Source organism: Paenibacillus sp. FSL P2-0121 (genome assembly GCF_037975345.1).
Taxonomy (GTDB): Bacteria; Bacillota; Bacilli; order Paenibacillales; family Paenibacillaceae; genus Paenibacillus_AQ; species Paenibacillus_AQ odorifer.
The window spans coordinates 2,103,553-2,129,512 of sequence record NZ_CP150245.1 but is presented as its reverse complement, the minus strand read 5'-3'; the positions used below and the strand labels follow the sequence as shown (position 1 = coordinate 2,129,512).

Below are 25,960 nucleotides of genomic sequence, written 5' to 3'. Positions count from 1 at the left end.
AATTAACATTCATATTCCATGGGAGGTGGTCATCCTGTCGCAATCATCCGGTCCCTTTTCCTTCGTAGTCTCAAAAGAAGACTGGTCCCTTCATCGTAAAGGTCATCAGGATCAGGAACGCCATCAGCAAAAGGTCAGAGAAGCCATCAAGGATAATTTGCCTGACCTCGTTACCGAAGAAAATATTATTTTGTCAGGCGGTAAGCAGATTGTGAAGGTTCCGATTCGCAGTCTGGATGAATACCGGATTATTTATAACTTCCGTAAACAGAAGCATGTAGGACAGGGGGACGGGGAAAGTCAGGTCGGTGATGTCCTTGGGCGCGATTCACAATCGGCACAGCCCGGTAAAGGAGAAAAAGCAGGCGATCAGCCCGGTCAAGATACCGTGGAAGCAGAGGTCAATCTGGAAGATCTGGAGGACATTCTGTTTCAGGATATGGAATTGCCTCATCTGAAGCCTAAGAATAAGGAAGAGATCGAGGTCAAATCCATTATTTTTAACGATATTCGTAAAAAAGGGATGATGTCCAACATCGATAAGAAACGTACGCTGCTGGAAAATCTCCGACGCAATGCAAGCAGCGGAAATCCCGGCATTCACAGTATCAGCCCAGATGATCTGCGCTACAAAACATGGGATGATATTAGAACACCTCATTCCAATGCGGTCATTATTGCGATGATGGATACGTCAGGTTCGATGGGTTCATTTGAAAAATACTGCGCCCGCAGCTTCTTCTTCTGGATGACCCGTTTTCTGCGCCGCCAGTATGAGAAGGTAGAGATTGTTTTTCTCGCCCACCATACGGAGGCTAAGGAAGTCAGTGAGCATGATTTCTTCACCCGTGGCGAAAGCGGGGGAACGATTTGTTCCTCAGCATATCAGCGAGCGATTGAAATTATCGATAGCCGCTACCCGCCTGCGCAGTACAACATTTATCCATTTCACTTCTCCGATGGTGATAATCTCACCTCCGACAACGAACGTTGCGTGAAGCTGATCGGAGAACTGCTGAAACGAAGCAATATGTTCGGCTACGGTGAGGTGAACCAATACAATCGTAGCAGTACCTTGATGTCAGCTTATCGCCATCTGAAACATGAACAATTCATGCATTACGTCATTAAAGACAAAAAAGAAGTGTATCAGGCGCTGAAGACCTTCTTTAGTCCAAAAGGTACGGTTAATTCTTAATCCCCCACTCCAAAACGCGGATGTCCCAAAAGCCAAAAATGGCTGATGGAACATCCGCGTTTTTGGCGTCTCACCTTCTTGACCAAAACAACAAACTTCGTAAATTGCGTCATCTAAGTTCGCAAGTATCAGGGGAGGGGCAAATAGCGTCATCTGGGTCCGTAAGTATCAGGGAATGCGCTGGAAATCCAATTAGGGCAACTGGGGATTCTGGGAGATCGGCGCTTTCGGACACAGATGACCTTATACGTAGCTTTATCGCATATTTGGCTTGCTATCGGACCCCATAGCCGCTATAGGCATGAAAAACACCAAAAACGAGCCTCATTCTGAGCAATAGCTGCACTGGTGAAGCTAGAATAAAAAGTGGACAGTAGTTAACAGACTGGCGATAATGAGTCCACGGAGGTGTGTTCACATGGGAGAACATCGACAACGGTATAACGAAGAATTTAAAAAACAGACAGTGCAGTTCATTCAAGAGCAAACAAAGACAGTGGGCGACTTGGCGGAAGAGCTCAACATCCCAAAAAGTACCCTGCATCAATGGATGAGCCAGTATCGAGAATTAAAGAATGAACCGGCAGCTAGCGTGGATCGAGTACGAGAACTCGAGGCACAGTTGAAAGAAATGAGCCGTCAACTTCAAGAAAAAGATAACAAGATTGCCGATGTGGAAGAGGAATTAGCGATCGTAAAAAAAGCAGTGCACATCTTCAGCAAACCAAGGAACTGAGATTCCAGTTTATTGAAAAACATCGCTCCGAGTTTCTCTTGGAGAAGATGTGCATGACCCTACATGTGTCACGGAGCGGGTACTACAAGTGGCGGACAGAAAAAACCAGTACGCATATGCTTCGTAAGGCTGCGATAATGAAGCGAATTCAGTATCATTTTACAGACCATCAAAAGCGGTATGGGAGTCCGAAGATCACCCGCCTGTTACATCAAGAAGGTTATACCGTTACCTAACGCACGGTGAGTGTGTACATGCGACATATGAAGCTTCGCTCCATTGTCTCCAAAACGTATCGGGTACAGACCACTGACTCCAATCATGACCATCCGATTGCCCCGAATACGCTGAACCAGCAATTTAAAATACGCAAACCCAATTCAGTATGGGTTACCGACATTACGTACATTCCTTGCCGGGGAGGGCGCTTGTACCTGGCTAGTGTGATGGACCTTTGCACGCGCGAAATCGTGGGGTGGCGTTTGGAGAACCATATGGAAACTAGCTTGATTTCGGGCGCTTTACAAGATGCCTACGAAGCTAAACAACCGGAAAAGGGTCTATTACATCACTCCGATAGAGGTTCTCAATATACTTCTCATGAATACACGAAGCAGTTGAAAGCGTATGGCATGGAGTCCAGCATGAGCCGCAGAGGTAACTGTTATGATAACGCCTGCATCGAGTCGTGGCACAGCATTTTGAAAAAGGAGCTCATTTATTGTAATCCGCGATTCAAAACTAAGGAGCAAGCCTACCAGACACTTTTTCAATATATTGAGTTTTACTATAACCGCAAGCGAATGCATGGCGCGCTGGGTTATCTTTCTCCAGTTCGTTTTGCTGAGCAATTGACTAGAATGTCTGTTGCGTGACTGTCCACTTTCTTGACAGAGGTCCATGGAGTCCGATAATACGCTCCAATGGCGATAAATTTGCAAATAGGGTCATCTGGGTCCGTAAGTATCGGGGATGCGTCAGAATAGTATGTAGGGCAACTGTAGGATTACTGGGGGGGGCGGCGCTTTCGGACACAGATGACCTTATACGTAGCTTTAGCGCATATTTGGCTTGCTATCGGACCCCATAGCTACTATTAGCACGAAAAACACCAAAAAAGAGCCTCTTTCTGAGCAATAGCTGCACTGGAGTCCGATAATACGCTCCAATGGCGATAAATTTGCAAATAGGGTCATCTGGGTCCGCAAGATCAGGGGATGGGCGAATAGCGTCATCTGGGTCCGAAAGTATCGGGGGATGGGCGAATAGCGTCATCTAGGTCCGCAAGTATCGGGGAATAAACGAATAGTGTCACCTAGGTCCGTAAGTATCAGGGAATGCGCTGGAAATCCAATTAGGGCAACTGAGGGATTACTGGGGGATCGGCGCTTTCGGACACAGATGACCTTATACGTAGCTTTATCGCATATTTGGCTTGCTATCGGACCCCATAGCCGCTATAGGCATGAAAAACACCAAAAACGAGCCTCATTCTGAGCAATAGCTGCACTGGGGTCCGATAATACGCTCCAAAGGCGATAAATTGCTAAATAGCGTCATCTAGGTCCGCAAGTATCGGGGGATGGGCAAATAGCGTCATCTGGGTCCGCAAGTATCGGAGGATGGGCAAATAGCGTCATCTAGGCCCGCAAGTATCGGGGGATGGGCGAATAGCGTCATCTGGGTCCGCAAGTATCGGGGAGGGGCAAATTGCTCATCTGAGTCCGTAAGTATCGAGGAATGCGTCAGTATAGTATGTAGGGCAACTGTGTGGAATTACTGTAGCGCTCGGCGCTACGGTATAGATAAAAAAATAAGCCAGTGAAATTAAACTAACTTTCTTTTTTCAGTTACATAATAACTCCTACTATAAACCTAATTTCACAATTTGGATCGGTACCGATAAACTTGTACTCCCCACCCATGTCAGCTTGTTTTCGTAAGCTATGACTGCTGTTTTGTTTTTCCCCCTCTTAGACTTCCATCCTAAAAAAACCTCCAGTCCCAAACTATGGAATCTGGAGGTTATTTATAGTTAAAAAGCTTTCAATGCAACACCTTATTGAACCTTCTCTCTATCCTTGCCTTTATCAGACTCACCAGCATTTTTGTTCGCTGCTTCCCGGTCCTGCATCATCTCATCCACCGACTTCACCTTCAGGCGAGCAGCGCCCTCGTTGTTAGCGTTCGTTGGGATAAGCTCTCCTGAAGCCAAACGTTCCTTGGCTTTAGCAATAGCTTCGCTGTATTGAGGCAGCCACTGTTCCCCTGCGACGAGCATCTCATCGACCATCTGCCAGATTTCTTTTGGATTACATACAGCACCAACGAGTGGATCCATCATAAATGCCTGACGTAACAGCTTATCATCGCCGTGTACAGCTGCTTCAACCGCCAGACGTTGCACTGAAATGCTCACGTTACATACGGCGGCAGGCCCAAGCGGCAATTCACCTACCAATGGCATGGAGATCCCGTTCCGGTCTACATATCCCGGTGCTTCGATAATGGCGTCCTCTGGTAAATTAGAGATTACGCCATTGTTCACTGTATTAAAGTGCCCCCGGTACACTCGTCCCGTTTCCAATCCTTCTATAATATAAGAGCCGTGCTCTTCCCCGCGATTCTCCTTCGTATACTCCAATGCCGGGTCTTTCATCCAGTTTGGAAAATCGGTCTCGAACCAATTCCGACCTTCCGTGCAGACACGCAGATAACCGCCTGTTTCTCCGTTAATCCAGCTCCCCAGATCGATCCAATCCATAATTTCATCACTGCGTTTACGATACCATGGCACGTACTCACTTAAGTGTCCATTGGATTCTGTACTATAGTATCCAAAGCGACGAAGCATATCGATGCGCACTTTTTCCGTACGGCTGAATTCCGGATGTTTCTCAAAAGCCTCTAAAAGACCTTCGGTCAGATCCTTCCCCTCATGACTTGCTGAAATATACCAGGTCTGGTGATTGATGCCCGCACAGATAATATCAACTTCGGATTTCTTAAGACCATACACATCCGCAATTTGTTGGTGCCCATGCTGTACACCATGACATAGACCGATGGTCCGAACACCACCATATTTATTGCAGGCCCAGGTCAGCATAGCCATCGGATTCGAATAGTTAAGCAAAAGCACATCCGGTGCTGCCATCTCCCTAATATCACGGCAAATATTCAGCATCTCCGCAATTCCGCGTTGCCCGTACATGATGCCACCCGCACACAGAGTATCTCCCACACACTGATCAACTCCGTATTTTAAGGGAATGTCCACATCCGTAGCAAAGGCTTCAAGCCCACCCATCCGAATAGTACAAAATACGTACTTGGCATCCTTCAGTGCTTCTCTGCGATCCGTTGTCGCCTGAATTTGTATATTTAAACCATTCTCCTTAATATCACGCTGGCATAGCTCCGTGACCATCTCCAGATTGTGGCTGTTAATATCCATAAATGAGACTTCGATATTTTTAAATTCCGGTACAGTTAGTAAGTCCCGCAACAATCCACGGGTAAATCCAATGCTGCCTGCCCCTATAAAAGACACTTTAAATGACATGGTTATCATCCTCCGGTAATGAATTGGTTGTTCCTGTCCATTGTAGCAAGGGACCTTAGGAAAGCGTAACCAATATCATGACCTCTTTTGAAAGAAGGTGTCAAAAATCCTAACCTATCTACTGAAAATCATGCTCTTCATAACTCCAGGCGTGACGCTCAATGGAATTGCGGAATTCTACAGGTGTGCAATCGGCGTATTTTTTAAAAAGAAGGTGAAAATATTGCCTGCTGCTAATTCCTACGTAATCTGCAATTTCAGCAATCGGGATGTCGCTCTGCCCAAGCAGCATCTTCGCTTTCTCCATTCGCAGCATATTCAAGTAATCGCTGAGCGTCCGACCCGTATGGCTCTTAAAAATTCGATGCAAATATCCGGGATGCAGATTAACTGCGGCAGCGATGTCCTTAACCTGAATGTTCTGGTCATAGTTCTGATGCAGGAATTCAATGCTCCGCCGCACATAAAGCTGCGAGGGCTGTTGGCTGGTATGAAGCTGCTCTTGCCGAAGTCTGGATAACCGCAACAGAAGCTCACAAAATAATAAATCAACCATACTTCCACCCTTTCCGCCGCTCTGATCAAGCTCTAACACAAGTCCCTTTAGAACATGATAGATTTCCTCCGGATCAGGCATTACTAAACTGGAAAAAGGAAGCTGCAGCATTTCTGCGAGCGCCGTTTCTTCACGGGCTAGCTTGCCGACAGAGGGTGCAACCCCTCTATATTCCATGAACCCAAATTCCACATTTAGCATCCGACAAGGTGCCCCCTCTTCAACAATCAGCCTATGCGGAACATTCGCGTCTAAAATGATCAATTCTCCCCGCTTCAGCCGAACTCTCTCTTCTCCTCCTGAGCTTGGACGGACATCTACGATACAACTTCCTGAGATCAAATACATGATTTCCGTTGAATTATGCTGATGGTAAGACATATTGTAGTTATTCCACTGTTTATAATAGTAAGCAAAAAAATGAGGACTATAATCTCCCTCGATTAAAACCTGCTGAAAAAGACTCCCGCTGGGGCTCAGATTTAAGTTCGTCAATGGATCACTACTTTCTTCATTTATTACTTAATACAAGTGTATCTCTTTAGCCACTTCGAAGACAAGATAACGTCCGATAGCAATCAAATCAACAAAAACGAGCAACTCTCCATTATATTGGAAAATTGCCCGTCTCTATTAGAATAATATTGTCATACTTGAAAAGAAACCAAAGAGTGCTTAAGATCGGCTGCCAAGCCCTCCAGCTTTTCCGATAGGGCAACCAATTCCTCACTAACCGTGAATTGCTGAGATGACATAGAAGCTACCTCCTCCGTCGAAGCAGTGGTTTGCTGGACGATGGAGCTTACGCTGGCCATGGATTCACCGAGTTGACGCTGGAACTCAATCAGTTCGAGGACAGAAGCAGAAGATTCACTAATATGTTTCATGAAATGTTCCATTTCCTCTTTGACACTCGCGAATATCGTTGACGACTCTCTTACAGAAGAGATTTGTTCACGGAACTTAGGAGCGGCTTCATTGATATCCTTAACGGTGTTCTCGATATGTAGACCAATCTCTTCCGTGATCTTGGAGACCGATTGAATCGATTCATTCGACTGGTTAGCGAGCTGCCTGATTTCATCAGCAATCACTATGAACCCTCTACCTGCCGCACCTGCTCTAACTGCTTCTATGGTAGCATTTAGTGCCAAAATATTGGTCTGCTTATTCACAGCAATCATAGGGCTGAGTATACTGCGAATTAAATGAGTGCTTTCTCTGAGCTTAGTAGAATTATCTTGAATTCGATTGATCACCTCTACCGTAGACTCACTCTGCTCTACCAGCAGCTTCATCAGCTCTGTACCTTGATTGCTAACCTCAATGACCCGTTCTGCTGAATGGTCCATCACTGTATTTATTTCCGTCACTTCACTCATTTTGTTGCCGATAATCTCAACATTGTGATAACTGCGTTCGGCTTCAACAGCGAGGCTGGCTGACCCCGCTGCAATCTCACCGGTAGCGGTCGCAACCTCTCTGGCATGGAGGGAGATTGTACTTGATGCTTGTACTAATTGTTCCGAAGTAAGGAGGACCTCATCTGCCGAATTCCCGCTCTGCCTTGCAAGTAAGGAGATCTGCTCCATCATTTTGTTGAAGCTTTGACCCAAGCGGCCAATCTCATCTTTGCCCTTGAAATTGGTTCGTACCTGTAGGTTCCCACGCTCTCCTTCCTCCATCAAGATTGCCAGCTTACCCAGCGGGCGCCCTACCAATCGAACAAGAATATAACCAATTAGTAGTGCTATTAAGGCTGCCGCCAGCACCACAGAAAATGTGATATATAAAAGCTTGTCCGCAGACTTAGTAAAATCACTGACAGGAGCATACCCCATAAGCATCCACTTGGCAGTCGCCAGGGGCTGGTATACAACAAGCTGAGAACTTCCGTTCTCATCCTCCGCTGTAAATGAATGATTTTGCTCTTTCCCTTGTTCTTCTGAAACTTTTATGTAAGAGGGTTGACCCAGCTTGGCATGATCCGCACCATACACAATGCTGCCATCCGCACTCAAGATACGAATTTCACCGGTCATCCCAATCTGAAGGTTAGACAGCATTTCAGTCATGGCCTTCCCTTTCACTTCGATTAGCATGTAATACTCCGCTTCGGGATGTAAAAGATTACGTAGCAATCTCCCCATAGTTAAGGATGGCTCAGTATAAGCATCAAAAAAGCCTTTCTCACGAACGGGAAACCAGACTGGCTCTCCTTTAGCTGCGGCAATTTGCTCTAATCTTGCGGAAATGCCTTCATCACTACGAATCCCACTTATGCCAGCAGACTTATAAGATTCTGAGTCTACCAAGCTCTTGGATACCAGCCTGACGCCATACATCCGCTCATCAGAGCCTTTTACCAAGTCCAGCTTTCTGCGAATCCGATCTTCAGCACCGGCTTTGGCCACAGTTGTAAGCTCGCCACTATTTATTTTTTCTAAATCACCCTTTAACACAGAGTCGAGTGCAAACTGCCTTGATAGTGCCTCATACTCTGCCAGCACAAAATCCAGCTTGTCCGCTGCCTGAACTACAGATTGTGTGGAGGCTGCAGCAACCTCATTCGTAATGATATTTTTAGCGGCAAAATAGGAAGTCAATCCTAGCACGGAGGATAAGAGAACTATAGAACTAAATAAAATAACGAACAGTTTAACTCCAACAGATTTAAAATATAGAGTCCAGGACTTTTTCATTAAGTTCACTCCCCATGACGAAATAAGGGTACAGCCCTCCATTTCTGTATAAAGGCTGTACCCTGATCATTTATTAGCATGAAGCGAGCGAATGGGTTTACCCCTTACTAGCTCCTGCTGTCAAGCCATCTACTAGCAGACGTTGCAAGAATACAAACAAAATCATAATTGGAATGGAGATCAAAACCGCACCCGCAGAGAACAAGGTAAAGTTAGTGTTTTGATTGGTGTTAACCATATCCCACATCCCCACTGCCACTGTCCAGTTCTCCTTAGTCCGCAGAATGAGTCTCGCAAAAATGAAGTCCACCCATGGTCCAACAAACTGAGTCAGCGCCATATATGTGATCATAGGACGTGACAAAGGTAAGATGATTCGCATAAATATTCCGAAATTGCTCGCCCCGTCAATACGAGCGGCCTCATCCAAGGAACGAGGAATCGTATCGAGGAAACCTTTGGCGATAAAGGTCCCTCCCAGCGGCGCCCCGGCCGCATAAACGATAATTAACGCAATATGTGTATCCAGCAAATTAAACTCTTTAAGCAGCATATAAATAGCGATCATACTCATAAAACCAGGGAACATACCAAGAATCAATACGGTGGATAACGCTGTTTTACGCGCTTTAAACCGGAATCTGGATACGGCATAACTGGTTAACAAAGTAAGAACTACCCCGATAAGCATCGAGAACACAGCTATTTTCAAGGTATTGGCATACCAAGTCCCAAACATATAGCTGGGTGATGTGAACAATTCTCTGTAATGTGATAAAGTGAATTGCTCGGGAATAAACGTTTTGCTGTACAATGATTTACCAGGTCGGAAAGAAGCTAAAAGAATCCAAAGGGCAGGATAGAGTGCAGCTATCGACAAAGCAATCAAGATAATATAACTACCTGCTAAGCGAATAAAGTTCGCGACTTTTCTGCTCATTGGATCATATCCTCCTCTTTAAATGACTTCGTCCGGCGGTAATTGTACAGGGAGAATGAAGCGACAATGATAAAGATAATAATCCCTATTGCCGAAGCCATGTTGTTTTTATTCTGATCTAGCGTTAATTTGTATAACCAGGTTACTAGCAAGTCCGTAGAACCGGCATATTGATAGTCACCATTTACGGGACTACCACCAGTTAATAGGAAGATCGCGTTAAAGTTGTTGATGTTACCTGCAAACTGCGTAATCAAGGTCGGTGCTGTAGAGAACAATACCATCGGCAACGTTACGATACGGAACTTCTGATAACCCGATGCTCCATCCACCTCAGCAGCTTCATACATATCCCGTGGGATAGTAGTCAGAACGCCCATGATAAGCAGCATAGAAACAGGAATACCTACCCACATATTAACGATAATTACGGTAACCTTAGCCCAGAATGGGTCAGTCAGCCACGGTAAACCATCCAATCCAAAATACCCCATGTATTGATTGATAGGCCCGAATTGACCGTTAAATAAGTTGCGCATGAGCAGAAGCGAGATTAACTGTGGCACCGCGTAAGGCACAATCAGAATTACTCTCCACATTCCTTTGAAGCGAATGCCCTTCTGACTCACCAGCAAAGCGACCAACAGTCCTCCGAAGTATGTAGTAATGGTTGAAAGAACTGCCCATATAATTGTCCATGTTAATACACCATAAAAAGTGTGGCTCCATGTCTTAAGGACCAATAAATTACGAAAGGTCTGAAATCCAACCCAGTCCACCAATTTGGCGGGTGGAAGATGATCAGGTGCGGAATAGTTCGTAAAGGCCAACAGGATCATGAAGATAATTGGCATAATCGTAAAGAATAGAACACCAATGCCCGGCAAGACTAGAAACGCTTGAGCAAACTTGTAATCCAGGATATAACGAACACTTTGTTTAAAAGTGTTTGCCTGAAGACCGTTATCACGTTTTTCTCCAATCTTGTAAGCATCTCTGATATTCAAATACCAGGCGATAATCAATAGAATAAGAATAAGGATGGTGATCAAGCTTTGGATCATGATATAAATCGAGTGATCACCGGTAACCATCTTGGCGATCCCCTTCACTTTAACCAGACGACTCGGATTCTCTCCTAGTGTTACGATGCCCCATAAAGAGTTGGCAAGGTTCTCAATAAAATAAAAAACGGCTACAGCTTCTACGGCTAAATATAATATTCCTTTAACGAATTGGCGGTTATATATTTGTCCCAATCCCATAAAAATCGTCGACAGTATTGCGGCCCTCGTGCGATGTCGTTGCATTTCGCTTCCGTTCTCCTCTCCGAGTGAAAATAAGAAGCTGCCAGCCGCTAAACATGCGGCGGGCAGCTTGATTCACTGTATGCTGTTAAGACAGTGAATTATGATCCTTATTGGGATGCACTGTTATTCAAATCTTTGATTTGTTGTACAGCTTTGTCCATTGCTGCTTTTGGATCCCCATTTTTATCCCAAATTTCTGGAAGGGCAGCATTCACTGGGCTCCATACGTTACCCATTTCAGGAATAGAAGGCATCGGTTGGGAGTTCTTAGCTTGTTCTGCAAAAACAGAGACATATGGATCGCTAGAGATCTGTGGATCAAGAAGCGCCTCGTTGTTTGTAGGAACCGAACCAATCGTTTTGTTCAGTAACAGCTGAGCGTCTTTGCTTGAAGCAAAATTCGCATACAATTTAGCAGCATTCGGATATTGAGTAAACGAGTTAACTGCGAAAATTTTAATACCAGAGAATGTAATTGCTGTTTTGCCATTCACTGTAGGGATTGGAGCAATACCAAGGTTGTCACCAAGAGCTTCTTTGTATCCTCCAAGCTCCCATGGACCTGTGATATCCATAGCTACATCACCAGAGTTGAACAAGCTGCGTTTGATATCACTGTTGATATCACCACTCTTAATTGGCAATGCTTCCTTCAGTTTCACAAATTCTTTAAGTCCTGCAATTGCACCATCGTTAGCAAGACCGATATCATCTTTATCCGTACCATCCTTACCGAAGAGGTATCCGCCATCGGAAGCGATAAACATGTAGTTGAAGTACAAGTTTCCTACTTCCCACATAATCCCATATCTATTTTTCGATTTATCCGTGAATGTTTTGCTGAATGCAAGAACATCATCAAATGATTTAGGTGCTTCTTTAACAAGCGATTTATTGTAGAACAATGCATAAGTTTCTGCTGCTCTTGGGTAACCATACAATTCGCCTTCGTACGAAGATCCGATAATCGAAGCTTCAGTATTGTTAGCTTTTGTTTCTTCACCGAAGACATCGTTAGGAAGAACCAAGCTCGCGCTTGCCGCTTTACCTAAGTTATCGTGAGGGATAAGAATAACGTCTGCCGCTAATCCTGAAGGACCATCTTGAGTAAGTTTAGTTACTTGATCTGGTGGTGCCAATTCTTCAACCTTGACTGGAACGTTATATTTTGCTGTGAACTGTTTAGCAATCTCATCTGCAAAAGGTCTTTCTTCTTTACTTTCCCATACCACTAGAGTTGCGCCATCTTCAGGTACAATTTCATCTGTTGCTGCTGCATCTGTGCTCTCTGGCGCTGCAGTCTCTGTAGTAGCATTATTAGTAGCTTTTGCTGCGTTGTTGCCCCCGTTATTCGTACTGTTGTTGTTGGAACCGCATGCTGTAACGGACAGAGCCATTGAGAAAGCTGCGGTGATAACCATCATTTTTTTCAATTTCATTACTTTAACCCCTCCCAATTTTTAAAAACGTAAGATGGAAAATAGTAGTGCTGCAATCTGCGCAAACGATTTCAGAAAGGCTAAAAAAAAAGTTCTTCTTTTAGCTTGCTCCTTCTGTATCTGCATTTCACAGGTAAGAAAGCGCTTCATTCATGAGTACATCATACAACAGTAACGATTGTTTTTAAAAACGTTTGCATATACTGTATTGGGTCATTTTCCATTATTTGATATACATTATAGGCATATATCTCCATTTTTCACATGATATCTTTTAATTAGTCGATAATTCATGTGTTTATTATTGGAATATCTATTTTATTTGCCCCTAATATGCCACATTTTCTCTATTTCAAGAGATTTCTCATAAATTGCCCTTCACAATGCTCGTTTACTTTAGTGAAATTTAGTGCAATGGTTTGAACAAGAGTATTGAAAGCCCTTTTATTCCATGCTATAATCCAAAACGTTAAGAGGCTGTCCAGCATGAAGCACAACATCCCTTGTCTGCCTCCTGTTCTATATAATTAAAAGGCAATGTTACTTATCAAAGGTACAACCTCGGGCAAGCTACTTCGCGGTGGTTGTGCCTCTTTGTTATGTGCTACTCTGCTACTGATTTAGTGCATGTTGCATAAAAAACTGTGCAACCAATAACAATAGCGACATTCTACATTCCACGCGCTCTGTGGAGTATCGTCCGGGAATAGTTTATGCTTTCGAGAAAGTAGCGCTAACAAAACTTAGCCTATGCTTTCGATGTGGTTTTGCCGAAGTATCCGAGGAAGTAACGCTAACAAAACTTAGCCTATGCTTTCGATGTGGTTTTGCCGAAGTATCCGAGGAAGTAACGCTAACAAAACTTTAGGAGGATTTATCATGTTACTGGAAGCAGTGTATCATCGTCCGCGGTTAAATTGGTCTTATGCCTATAATGAAAGTACGATTCACCTGCGTCTACGCGCTAAAAAAGGGGATTTAACCGAAGTGTTCGCCTTTGCTGGAGATAAATATGCTTGGGATACCACAAAAGAGCTAATTCCCATGACCCTCTTCACCTCCGATGCTATGTTTGACTATTGGGAATGTGCTTCAGTACCTCTCTACCGCCGCTTGAAATACGGCTTCTTACTTCAAAAAGATAACGAACGAATTTGGATGACCGAAAGTGACTTTCAAACGGTGCGGCCGGAAAACCCAAACAAGCTGTTCGAATTCCCCTTCATTAACCGCGTTGATGTATTTGCTCCGCCTGCCTGGGTAAAGGACGCTGTTTTTTATCAGATCTTCCCAGAACGCTTTGCAAATGGTGACCCGAGCCTTGATCCGGAAAATGTTCAGCCATGGGGCTCCGAACCAACACCAACCAATTTTTTTGGCGGCGACCTGCAAGGGGTTATTGATCATTTAGATCATCTTAACGAGCTTGGGATCACTGCTATTTATTTCACACCTATCTTTGATGCAACTACTAATCATAAATACGATACAGAAGACTATATGAAAGTCGATCCGCATTTTGGAGATATTGAGACTTTAAAAAAGCTCGTCGATAGCTGCCATAAACGTGGGATTCGTGTCCTGCTAGATGCCGTATTCAATCATTCTGGCAAAACCTTTGCTCCTTTTGTAGATGTTCAAGAAAAAGGAGAGGCTTCCGCCTTTAAAGATTGGTTCCATATTCGCAAGTTTCCGCTTCAGATTGAAAACGGTGTCCCTACTTATGACACCTTTGCTTTTGAACCGCTAATGCCAAAGCTAAACACAGAACACCCTGAAGTTAAACAATACTTACTGAAAGTCGCAGAATACTGGATCAAAGAAGTCGGGATCGATGGCTGGCGTCTGGACGTTGCCAATGAAGTGGATCATGATTTCTGGCGGGAATTCCGCAAGGTGGTTAAACGTGCTAATCCTGAGGCCTACATATTGGGGGAAATCTGGCATGAATCTGCACCTTGGCTGGAAGGCGATAAATTTGATGCCGTTATGAACTATCCTTTCACTGACGCCGTCCTTGACTTCTTTGTGCATGGCACTCTTGATGCTGAAGGATTCGCCAATTCCATTGGTAAACAGTTATCACGCTACCCGCTGCAGGCTAGTGAAGTTGCTTTTAATCTGCTGGATAGCCACGATACTCCACGACTGCTTACGCTGGCTGCTGGAGACAAAAACAAGATGCGATTAGCGGCACTGTTCCAATTCACCTTTATGGGCACTCCCTGCATCTATTACGGTGACGAGATCGGCATGGACGGTGAAGGTGACCCTGGTTGCCGCAAATGCATGGAGTGGAACCCTGAAAAGCAGGATCGAGAGCTCTTCGAGTTCTATCGTCAGCTTATTAAAATACGCAATGACCACCCTGCTCTCCGCACAGGTACATTTACCTTCCTTGAGGCAGGACAACAAGGCAGCAAGCTAGCCTATGAGCGCCGGCTGGATCTGCAGACGATTGTGGTACTAATCAACAGTGAAGAGACCGCACAGACCTTCCGTATTGACGTAGACGAGCGGGATTGGGAGAACTTGTTTACAGGCGAAACAATGCGCACAGAACGCAGCAAGCTGATCGTGAAAATGCCAGCCTATGGATTCGCTATCCTAAAGGCAATCATCTAAAAGATTTCTTTTCTTCCCACTGCCCAGCCATACAGCATAACAAAACAGGGTATCTCGCAAGCGATAATCGCTTCGGGATACCCTGTTTTCTTTTGGAGCATACTAAAATGCTAACCGCTGCTCAAACTAAGGGGTGCCAGAATTCAGCACACCTTAGTTTAGCCTACTTGCTCAGCAGCATATAAATAACCTGTGCGCTTTCTGCGCGGGTCATCCATGCTTTTGGAGCGAATCGTTTGTTCTCTCGGCCTTGCAGGAGTCCTAAGTCTGCTGCAGTCTTCACATAGGCTTCCGCCCACTTGCTAATACTTGAAGCGTCAGTAAATGCCGTAGAGACTGCTACAGGTTCAAGCTTCTTACCAGACTTCACTTCAAGTGCGCGGATCGCCATAACAGCCATTTCCTCACGGGTAATTGATGCATTCGGCGCAAAACTATTATTACTCCGTCCACTAACAATACCCAGCTTAGTAGCTGTGGCTACATATGAGGCATACCATGCATCTGACCTGATGTCAGTAAACAGGACCTGCCCTTCCGCCGCTTTTAAGCCAAGTGCACGTACTAGTAGTGCTGTAAATTCCGCACGGCTAACATTACTTTTTGGATCAAACTCAGAGGTAGTGACCCCTGACACAATTTGTTTGGCGGCAAGTGATTGAATCGCCTTAAATGCCCAATAGGTTGCAGGAACATCTTTGAACGACTTATCGATTTCAAGCACAGCATACTTACTGAAGTGTGTGACTTGTGCCGTGATCACATCTCCATTCAGCTGTCCTCCCACGTACTCTAACCCGCCATTATCACTTAAATAATAGATTCCGATTAAGTCTTTGTTGAATTGCCCTTTAATCTTGAATGAGATCGTAATCGGCTCATCGAACTGCTTAATTACAATCCGAGTACCGTCTTTCATCAGCACGCTAAGTCTGAATTCAAATACATCGGAAAGAGAGCTAATATGAGCACTATCTTTGTTTATACCGTCTACTATGGCTTTCGCAGCAGACTGCGCCAGTGGGTTCAGTTCAAGCAAGATTTGGGCACCTACCCCATCAATACCTGAAGCTAAACTTGGCATTGTACTTAAAAGCTGGCTAGGGATAGTAACTAACAGATCTCCCATTTTAAACACAAGATCATTAGTTCCTAGTATTTGTGCAGCTTGTAAAGGTAAGCGTACCGCTGTCTTACCGGCAGCAACATCAATTTGCACCTTGCCGTCTTTACCATTCTTCAAGCTATCCTCATTCACAACCTGAGTATCCGCTGGCGGCGTAGGGCTAGGGTTAACAACAACTCCAGAGGTTGGTGCCGCTGTGGCTTCTGGCGTTGGTGTTGGTGTCACCTCAGGCGACGGTGTTACTTCTGGAGTCGGCGTTGGTGTCGTTGTTGGTGTCGGCGTTGGTGTCGTTGTTGGTGTCGGCGTTGGCGTCGATGTTGGTGTCGGCGTCGGCGTCGATGTTGGTGTTGGTGTTGGCGTCGACGTTGGCGTCGACGATGGTGTCGGCGTCGGCGTCGGCGTCGGCGTTGGCGTTGGCGTCGGCGTTGGCGTTGGTGTCGGCGTCGGCGTTGGCGTTGGCGTCGGCGTTGGTGTCGGCGTCGGCGTTGGTGTCGGCGTTGGTGTCGGTATAACATCCGATACCTCCGCCAAAATAACCGTGCCTCCATCATCTCTGCCTGGCAGATCAATATTTACCTTTTGATCTTCGGAAACCATGTATGTTTTACCGCTGTATTCATCGGTTACCGATGAATTGGCAGCAAACGGTACTGGAATCGTTACAGAATTCCCACTAGTTTTAGTATTGATTACCGTCACTACGTTCTCATCTTCATAAGATTTGTTGAAAGCTAAATAACCTGAATCATCTGAACCTGCGAGCTTCGTGCGCGCACCTTTGGAATACACTTTGGAGTACTTCGCACGGATATTCAACAGCTTTTGATAATGGTCATGTAGTGGCTTCTCTGCCGTCAATTGATCCCAAGGCATATCCTTACGGTTCTCACTGAATTGACCTTCAGACATATTTCCAGCATTGCTGCCGGAATTCCCCAGTTCTTCTCCGTAGTATATTACCGGCTGTCCTTTGGCGGTAATTTGCAGAGCTGCAGCAATCTTCAGCTTGCCTTTATCGCCTCCCACATAATCAGACAAGAAACCATTCTCATCGTGACTGCTCAGGAATTGAGCCATCATCTTCGTATTATCGATCTTTAATTCACGTTCCTGCAGATAAGCATCCACACTGTTTACCTTACCATTTGCAAAATCTCTGGCTGCATCTTTAAATCCAAAATCAAGCAGACCATCCATCTGGCTAGTTTCGAGCATACCACCATTGTTATCAATGGTTCCACCGAAGTATTCGCCGGTCATTTTGAAGTTTGGATCAATCGCTGTCAGTGCATTTTTAAAGGCTTTCCAAGTCGTATCGTCCACGTGCTTGACTGTATCCACACGGAAATAATCAATCGTGTCTCCACGTTCCGTACGTGCGTTGTCTAACCAGCCTGTTTGCCAAGCGATAATTTTTTCACGAACGGCTGGATCTTCCGTCTTGAAATCTGGCAGAAAAGCAAGCTCACCCTTAATTGGATCTGTATCTGCGGATACACCATCCGTGCGCAGCATCCCTTCGAAACGTGCTTTATCCTCAGCTGTAATTGTCGGATAGGTATCCTCAGCTTTCAGACCGTAACCCGTATGATTGAGTACAACGTCAACCATGATCTTGATCCCTTTGTCATGCGCCTTTTCGATCAGCTCCTTGAAGGTTGCCATATCGCCAAGATGCTCGTCGAGCTTGGTAAAATCTTTTGCCCAATACCCATGGTATCCATATTGTTCGCTGCCAAAATCAACGCCTTTGTTAAAATCAATATTATCTACGATTGGCGTGATCCATAACGTGTTAATTCCTAGCTCTTGCAAATAATCGAGATTGTCGATCATCCCCCGGAAATCTCCACCATGATAAGCTTCCAGATGATCTTTATTTACATTCTCATTATTCGTTGGGTCACCGTCTTTAAACCGGTCTGTAAGCGCGAAATAAATCCGGGCCTCATCCCAATCAAAATCCAGCTTATCCCCTGTATAGGTTCTTGCTTTCACCTCAAGTGTAGCCTTTTCCTTATGTGCATTGCCGTATTGGTCTACGAGCGTAATCGGAATATCCTTGATGCCCGCTGACACCGTGTCTTTCACAGCAACCGTTTGTCTCAAGAGTTCCGTATCCAGCTTAACTTTGCTAGGTCCTCCAAGATTGGTTAAATCCATATATGCTTCAGAGTAAGTTACTTTTTCCGAAGAGGAAGCGTTGATGCTTACAACAGCATTCTGATTGGATGTGACTGCCTCTGGACTTACGGATGCCGTAATCGTAACGACAGGTTGATGATAATCAATAACAGATTCATCATTCACCGTATTCTTTGGATCTGTAATTTCGGTAGTGACGCCGTCTTTAGTAATCAAGAAAGTATATTTATACATACCTTCTTTTAAATCAGCCAGTGTATAAGTGAACCACTCGTTAGCCGGATCATAGATCATTGGATACGAAGTGCCGTTCACTTTTACTTTAGCAGCTGTTATTGCGTCCATATTTCCATTACGGAACAAAGCGTCGTCGCGGTATCTGAAAGTAATCGTTCCATCTTTTAAAATGGGGCCGCTAATACTTGGTTTGATATCAAGCTCTTTAACCATACTGGTTACATACACCTTAGTGAACGGTTCACCAGGGGTCAACGGTATGACACGATCGTCCGGGTAGTCTTGTTTTCCCGTGTTCCAATCCGTACCTTTGCGCAGGACAAATCCAACGCTTGTTGCATTCTCCGCAACCTCAATCAGAACGCTCGCTGTGCCATTCTTAAAGGTTGTGAAATCAATCTGGTCATTTTTAGCTCCAGTGTTCCAAACCCAGATATTCCAATCCTTATAGTCCTTATCGCTACGGGTATAAGTGAATTGAACATATCGTTTGTCAGTAACTTTAACGGTGACGGTTGTGGAAACACCCTCATAAGAGATAGTAAGGGTTGCCGTTCCTAGCCCAACCGCTTTGACTAGACCTTTATCAGTTACTGTAGCCACTTCAGGTTTATTGGAAAGGTAAGTAGCCTTCTTAGTAACATTACTTCTGCTATTGTCATCATATTTCGCAAAAACAGCGGTTTGATGCGTATTTCCTGCTGCCAGCGTGTAGCTTGCACTATCTGTTTCCAAAGAGGTAAGCGTAACTGGTGCAGCTTCCTTTTGAATAATCACAGCCGTCAAAGGCTCTAATGTAATTGAATTTGCTGTCAAAATAAAACCTGTCTGCTGCGCAGCCGGTATCGCTGTAACACCAGCTTCATCGTTGTCCACAAGCACTTGACCACCCGTCAAATCCTCAGATAAGGTCAGTTTTCTAGTTGTGCTGTCACCATTCATGAAGACATAATAGATGCCAGTACCATCTGTTGCTTTGTTGGAATAACCGATGACAAGATCGTTATCCTTCATTTCTGGAGCAGGGATCAGGTTAATGTTAGAGTCAACCAAATCCTTATCGCCCAATCGGAAGGCATCCGTTGATTTTCTTAGCTCCATCAGACCCGACGTATATTTTCTTGTCGTGTTCTGTACTGGGAACTTAGATTCATCCGTTGCTTTGGTCCAATCAAACATGTTAACTGCATCCGATGAATCGTAAGAATCATGAATGAAATAGCCAAACGATTGGTTGTTATTGTCGAACATCTCTGTGAATTTATCCTCAGGATCCGTTGTGCCCTTCCACTGCTTAGTCCGCCCATATTCCTGACCGGCATGGATGAAGGCTGTACCTTGAGAAGTTAATACGAGCATATTTCCTAATCTGATCCGCTGCTGAATTTCAAGCTCATTCTCAGCAATATCCGGATCCTTCTTGATCGATTGTGCTATGACATCATGAAGTGTCAGATTATCATGAGCTTCGATGTATGGGACGATATCACCCGGATCATCTGCTGGTGTATTCGAAGGTTGAGCTTTAATATTGTCCAGGATTGTAGCGATCGGACGTGCTCCACCGGTAATAAATCTAGGCTGACCTTCGGAACCATAACCAGACTTCAATTCATTACGGAATTCATCGGAGAAAACACCGACACTATCCGTTTTGTCCATCCAATCCTGATCTGCACCTTGCCCAGCGAGAGAAGGATCAGCCGCAGCGCCGCCGAATGTTCTCCAGCCTTCACCAATAAAGAGTGCCTTCGGATTCACTGCTGCCGCGGCATCATAAGCATGCTGAACAGCATCAGCTGTCGCATCGCCCATCATATCCCAGCGCATTCCATCAATCTTATACTCTTCAAACCAGTATTTTACCGAATCAACCATCAGCTTCTCAGCCATTTTATGGTTGGTGGCTAAATTGTTGCCGAACCCCCCGATAAAGTTGCCGTTTGCATCTTGGAAGGCATAGTAATTAGGTACGATGTCGTTTAAAAATTCTTTTTTAGCCATGTGAGTATACACTACGTCCAGAACGACACCCATTCCAGCTTCATGCACGGCATCAATCAAACCTTTTAGTTCTTTAATCCGCTCTTCTGGATCGGCAGGATTCTGTGAATAAGCCCCGTCCGGAGAGAAATAGCTATGAGGATCATACCCCCAGTTGTATTCATTGTTTTTTGCGGAATAATCTGGCTCTCTAGTCCCCATCTTCGTCTCATCCCCGTAATACCAAGCCATCACAGGAAGCAACTGAACATGCGTTACACCAAGAGATTTAATATAATCAAGTTTCTTTTCAAAAGCGCTATAAGAACCCCATCTTTCCCCACTCAGACTATCCTCGATCGATACATCCGATGTAAAATCTCTCACGTGGACTTCGTAGATGATGGCGTCCTCACGTTTTTCGTAGCCTTTTATATCAGCATACCCAAAGGTATCAGGGTTCGTCTGGCTTAAATCAACGATAGCCGCTTTGCCCACTGTATCCCCGCCGGCACCAGCAGCACCTGTGGTATCCACAGTGAATACCGCCATTGATTTAGCATAAGGATCAAGGACCTTATGGGTTACACCGTCATTCGTTACTTCGTATTGATAAAAGAAGCCCCTTACATCTGTTGCCGTTGTGCCTGTCAAATCAGCTGGCTTCAGCTGGACTGACCAAACCCCTTGCTCGCCGAGTGTTAAAGCAACACTACCCACTTGCACGTTAGAGTCATTCTTATCGTAAAGATTTACAACGACTCCGCTTGCTTTAGGTGCCCATAATTTCAATGTGGCTGTTTTGTCAGCATTATACGTAGCTCCAAGATCGTCTCCGGTATAATTGTACATTTCATCAAGCATTCTCCAGCCACTTGCGGCGGAGACTGTTTTACCTGAATAAGTAACGCTAAGCGGAACTTTTTCCAAATCAAAAGCTTCTGTATCCACTTCGATTGAAGTTTTGCTTGTAAGGGTTACCGCAGTAATCGGGACTGCAGCACCCTCTTTATCCTTAACTGTAATTGCTGACTTTAAGGCTGCTGGATCCAAACCGTCAGTCAGTGTGAAGCCGAGAAGGATTTTGCTCGTCGACAACACCTCTGCGGATACTAAGCCAATTGGTGTCTCTCCAAACGGAGAAACATAAACATTGTTGTCTCCTTCTTTAACCCATAGCTGATTGTATCGATCCAGCAGGCTAAAGGTTTTATTGTCACCGTCCTTATCACCGTTCGAAGGTTTCATCACAATAAAGCCAATTTTCTTCGCGTTCTCAATAAGCGGAACATCAACATATGCACCATAACGATCTGTTTGATCTGCCACAAAAGGAGTGGCACCAGACGGCCAATTTTCGGATGGGGCTACGACGTCATCCCACAGCCACAGTCCGTATTGATCATGATTTGTATCAGCTCTGGTATAGTGAATTCGCACTGTATTAGGAGCAAGTGCAACTGGTTCATACGGTGTTACATCATTTGACCCTTGCTTGATCCAAATTTCATTCGTCTCAGGCGTGTTAATGGCAAAGAGTTTATCGCCTTCATCCTTAGCCTGAGTGACTCGGTTTACCACAAGGAACGAAATTTTCTTGGCTCCATCCTTCACTGGCACGTCAACATAAGCACCATAAGAATCGATTTGCCCTTCAGGAAATGAAGTTGCCCCTGTTGGCCAATTTGCGGAAGGGGATTGAACATCATCCCATGTCCATAATCCCTGATTTTCATAGTCACCAGCTGTCCGATTGTAGTGAATACGGATGTGTCCAGCCGGAACAGGGGTAACCTCAACAGGTTCAGAAGGAATTTTATATTCAGCTGTCACACTGCCATCCAGTGGATTAAATTTAAAGGTAACCGGCAGATCGGAAGGAAGACTCAGATTATTAGCAGTTTCGCGATACAATTGATCCCCGGCTTCACCGTCTCCTGGAACAGAAACTTGGTAGGTGTAATCTCCCTTAGGAAGGGTGGCCACCGTACTGTAAACATCATCAAAATCAGGATCAGATAATGTGGTAAGTGCTTCTGCCGGCAGGTTTCCTGTCAATCTTGGTAGTTTAGCGGAAGCAATCGGTGTGTAATACGTGGAATCGGCTATTTTATGAGTTAAGTCATTATAATAAAAGGTCACGGCAGTCTCTGTTTCTAGCTTGATATGAATATTCTCCCCATCATTGCTCCCCTGAGGATTGGTGTAACTTGTGAATCCATAGTTCTCATCCCATAAATCATTTAGAGTAACCTTGTAGTTATATTCTCCTGCCGGCAGTGTGCCTGTAAAAGAATATAGGCCATTATCTGAATAGGTCATTTGGGTAACTACCGATGTCTCATCCCAATCCTTACCCGGCGCTTCCGCATCTGTCGATGTAAATTTAGACTGCAGATCCCCAACCAACACAACCTTCGTCGTTGCTGCTGTAACATTAACAGGATGTAGTCCAAGACCAGAGAACACGAGAGCAATGATCATAAAGATCGCAAATGCCCTCTTCCCCCATAAAGTTATTTTCATTTTTGCAAAACCTCCCATAATTATGAATTCCCTTTTTGCAAGCGGATACATGATTTCACAAACCCCACCAATTTATGAGATTATAAATCATGCGAATTCCTTCTGAAGGTGAAGAAGGTCTATATGTAGGGCTCGTCAAGCCAATTCAACGCTGTCACCATCCTTCTATCAAAGTAAAAGCTTGATACATCATGTCGAAATTAGTGCAATCGTTTGCAAAAAGCTATGCACAAACACTAGTCCATAAAACCCGATCGTTAGTGCAACTGATTACAGCCTAAAAATACCCAATGAAAACGCTTGCTGTATTTTGATTTACATACTAATGCCGAATTTACGGTATTGTCAACCAGTATTTTCTAAAATAAAAGCTCAATTTAAAGCCGCAATAAAAACGAAACTTGTTCTTCCCTTCCTTTCAGCTAAGTTCTTGCATCCTTTAAGCCATACGTTTGCATTCAGCGAATGCTCTTTTCACAAAATTCAGACCGCATTTATACATATTAAGATCAAAATTCCCGAATCATTCATACTTTTTTGGTGAAAAGCAACAATATTGCATTGAAATTTCTTGTGTTCCTTCCAAAAGTAGCAATTTCCTCCTTTTGAATGACTTTATCTATTTACAATTTAGAACTCTTAGATTAATATTACTGTGTAAAGCAAACGGTTCCATAAGGAGGTTTCAATGACAGTTACCATTAAGGATGTGGCCAAGAAAGCGGGAGTATCTCCCTCCACGGTATCCCGGGTATTGTCCAACCATCCCAGAATCAGCCTGGAAACTTCCCGCAAAGTTAAAGCTATTATGGAGGATATGGGCTATACCCCTAACATGATGGCTAAGAGCTTGGTGTCGAAAACTACTAACAGCATCTGCTTCAGTCTTCCTAAACCTGCTGAAGAGCTGTTCTCTAATCTATTTTTTATGGAATTAATTCGCGGGATCGTTACACAAGCCAGCCGTTCCGGTTATGATGTGCTGATAAGCTCCGGAGCGAACGAGAAAGAAGAACTGGAAGCCGTTTCACGACTTCTGAAGGGTCGCCGTGTTGACGGCGTTATTCTGCTTTACTCTCGTACGGATGATGCCGTTATTGATTTTCTAGAGAGCAACGATTATCCATTCGTGCTTGTTGGCCGGAGTGATAAATATGAGAATATTTTATCAGTCGATAATGATAATGTGATGGCAGCATACGATGCTACGAACCACCTCATTTCCATGGGGCATAAACGTATTGGCTTCGTAAGTGGACCACCTAATCTAATCGTTTCTCGTGACCGTCTCGCCGGATATCGTAAAGCATTGCAGAATAGCGGTTTAGAAATGCGGGATGAATGGATTGTAGAGGGTGAATTTCTACAGGATAGCGGCTATAGAGCGATGTCCTTTTTCATGAATTTGCCGAATCGACCCACTGCGCTGGTAGCGGTGGATGACATGGTATCGTTCGGAATTTTGCGCGGGTTGAATGAACTGAAATACAAGGTTCCAGACGATCTCGCCATTGTAAGCTTTAACAATATTCCATTATCTGAATTATCTAGTCCTCCGATCAGCAGTATTGATATAGGAATTTATCATCTTGGCTACACCGCATCACAAGTACTTATCCAAAATATCAAGAGTCCGGATAACGGTTCAGGTCATACCAACCGATTTGTCATTCCCCATCGTCTGATCGTGAGAGAGTCATCCATGCACTCTCAGGCAAAGCATAAAACCGAATGAATAAGTGAAGCGTTTAATCGCTTCATTTATTTTTTGAAAATCTGTACAAACGTTTGCGCTAAATCATACAATACTTAATGATCCAGTTCTTTATGGGTGATTTCTAGGATCTTAGGTTAGGATAAACTTACACATCTTAATCAAAGTTTAAACGGTTTAATAAGATTCTAATACGGCATCCGCTGGATCACGACGCTGTCAAAACTTTTAGGAGGTACTACAATGTCGGAAATTAAAGCCTGCTTGTTCGACTTGGACGGAGTAATCGTCGATACAGCCAAATACCATTATATCGCTTGGAAAGAGCTTGCAGATGGACTGGGGTTTCTTTTCACAGAACAAGATAACGAACGCCTTAAGGGAGTCAGCAGAACGGCTTCACTAAATATTTTGCTGGAAATCGGTGGACTAACGATTGCTGAAGAAGAGAAAGCTAAGCTTGCGGAACAGAAAAATAATCGTTATGTCGAATATATTGCGAAAATGGACAGTTCTGAGATTCTGCCAGGTGCGCTTGATTTCCTAAAAGAGTGCCGTACGAATGGCATCAAAGTCGCTCTCGGTTCTGCCAGTAAAAACGCTATGACGATCTTGAATAATACCGGATTAACCCCTTACTTTGATGCAATCATCGATGGAACTCATACTAGTGCTGCTAAACCAGATCCGGAAGTGTTCCTGTTAGGAGCCAAAGCACTGGATGCCGCACCTGAACATTGTGTAGTCTTCGAAGATGCAGAAGCGGGAATTGAGGCCGCTACCCGGGCCGGTATGTTCAGTGTTGGCATTGGTTCGCCGGAAACCCTCAGTGCAGCCAATATTGTGGTTCCATCGCTCGCTCATATGAGTGTGTCCATGCTCAAAGAATCTTTTGCATAAATATAGTGAACATAATGAACTCAAATAGTACTGATTTGAGTTGTTATGGACATTCCTACCAGAGATTAAATGAACTAATAATTAATCGTTAACTTTCTGGTGATGAAGTGACGGAGAGGAATTTTGGAACTGTAGAAGCATAGCGTTCGCCTTTATAATCAGATTTCATCCGCAAAATGTGGTTTAAATATAGAAATCTGATTATAACAGCGATGGAAAGTCCAAAGATTCATCGCAGTCACTTTTATATCACCGGAA

General features: G+C 44.4%; 14 protein-coding genes. 7 read left to right on the top strand and 7 right to left on the bottom strand.

From position 1 onward, the window contains the following. Positions 1 to 34: 34 nt before the first annotated feature. The 4 genes from yhbH (at position 35) to MKY54_RS09215 (ending at position 2,809) form a co-directional block, all read left to right on the top strand. Complete coding sequence (gene yhbH / locus MKY54_RS09230) at positions 35 to 1,198, top strand: sporulation protein YhbH (RefSeq protein WP_036684553.1); 1,164 nt, start codon at positions 35 to 37, stop codon at positions 1,196 to 1,198. Between the two features lie 418 nt (positions 1,199 to 1,616). Further along, positions 1,617 to 1,934, top strand: coding sequence for a transposase (locus MKY54_RS09225; protein WP_036683594.1), 318 nt, complete (start codon positions 1,617 to 1,619; stop codon positions 1,932 to 1,934). 53 nt (positions 1,935 to 1,987) lie between these two features. Further along, entirely contained in the window at positions 1,988 to 2,170 is a 183-nt protein-coding gene (locus MKY54_RS09220; RefSeq protein WP_339190269.1) for an IS3 family transposase, read from the top strand. Between the two features lie 6 nt (positions 2,171 to 2,176). Then, entirely contained in the window at positions 2,177 to 2,809 is a 633-nt protein-coding gene (locus MKY54_RS09215; RefSeq protein WP_339190268.1) for an IS3 family transposase, read from the top strand. A gap of 1,184 nt (positions 2,810 to 3,993) precedes the next feature. Here the strand turns inward: MKY54_RS09215 and MKY54_RS09210 are convergent. The 6 genes from MKY54_RS09210 to MKY54_RS09185 form a co-directional block, all read right to left on the bottom strand. Then, positions 3,994 to 5,499 carry an alpha-glucosidase/alpha-galactosidase gene (locus MKY54_RS09210; protein ID WP_280752681.1) on the bottom strand — a complete coding sequence of 502 codons (1,506 nt, stop codon included), beginning with the start codon at positions 5,497 to 5,499 and terminating at the stop codon, positions 3,994 to 3,996. A 118-nt stretch (positions 5,500 to 5,617) separates the two neighbouring features. Next, positions 5,618 to 6,535 (bottom strand): AraC family transcriptional regulator, encoded by a 918-nt coding sequence (locus tag MKY54_RS09205; protein WP_076279416.1) that lies wholly within the window; start codon positions 6,533 to 6,535, stop codon positions 5,618 to 5,620. 167 nt (positions 6,536 to 6,702) lie between these two features. Beyond that, positions 6,703 to 8,757: a methyl-accepting chemotaxis protein gene (locus MKY54_RS09200; protein ID WP_081390573.1), complete on the bottom strand. Its 2,055-nt coding sequence runs from the start codon at positions 8,755 to 8,757 to the stop codon at positions 6,703 to 6,705. Between the two features lie 97 nt (positions 8,758 to 8,854). Next, positions 8,855 to 9,697 carry a sugar ABC transporter permease gene (locus MKY54_RS09195; protein ID WP_076126471.1) on the bottom strand — a complete coding sequence of 281 codons (843 nt, stop codon included), beginning with the start codon at positions 9,695 to 9,697 and terminating at the stop codon, positions 8,855 to 8,857. Continuing rightward, a complete protein-coding gene (locus tag MKY54_RS09190) occupies positions 9,694 to 11,007 on the bottom strand; it encodes a sugar ABC transporter permease (RefSeq protein ID WP_036684375.1) in 1,314 nt (437 codons plus the stop codon). Before MKY54_RS09190 ends, MKY54_RS09195 begins: the two co-directional genes overlap by 4 nt. Before the next feature lie 107 nt (positions 11,008 to 11,114). Next, entirely contained in the window at positions 11,115 to 12,446 is a 1,332-nt protein-coding gene (locus MKY54_RS09185) for a maltose ABC transporter substrate-binding protein (RefSeq protein WP_076126469.1), read from the bottom strand. Positions 12,447 to 13,325: 879 nt separating this feature from the next. On the opposite strand from MKY54_RS09185, the gene MKY54_RS09180 reads away from it, so the two are divergent. Beyond that, a complete protein-coding gene (locus MKY54_RS09180) occupies positions 13,326 to 15,071 on the top strand; it encodes an alpha-glycosidase (RefSeq protein WP_076126468.1) in 1,746 nt (581 codons plus the stop codon). Between the two features lie 163 nt (positions 15,072 to 15,234). Here MKY54_RS09180 and MKY54_RS09175 read toward each other — a convergent pair whose 3' ends face one another. Next, complete coding sequence (locus MKY54_RS09175; RefSeq protein WP_339190267.1) at positions 15,235 to 23,088, bottom strand: pullulanase; 7,854 nt, start codon at positions 23,086 to 23,088, stop codon at positions 15,235 to 15,237. Positions 23,089 to 23,776: 688 nt separating this feature from the next. Here MKY54_RS09175 and MKY54_RS09170 point away from each other — a divergent pair. Both MKY54_RS09170 and pgmB read left to right on the top strand, forming a co-directional pair. Continuing rightward, positions 23,777 to 24,823 carry a LacI family DNA-binding transcriptional regulator gene (locus MKY54_RS09170; protein WP_076195090.1) on the top strand — a complete coding sequence of 349 codons (1,047 nt, stop codon included), beginning with the start codon at positions 23,777 to 23,779 and terminating at the stop codon, positions 24,821 to 24,823. Between the two features lie 222 nt (positions 24,824 to 25,045). Next, positions 25,046 to 25,702, top strand: coding sequence for a beta-phosphoglucomutase (gene pgmB / locus MKY54_RS09165; protein WP_076279393.1), 657 nt, complete (start codon positions 25,046 to 25,048; stop codon positions 25,700 to 25,702). Positions 25,703 to 25,960 lie beyond the last annotated feature (258 nt).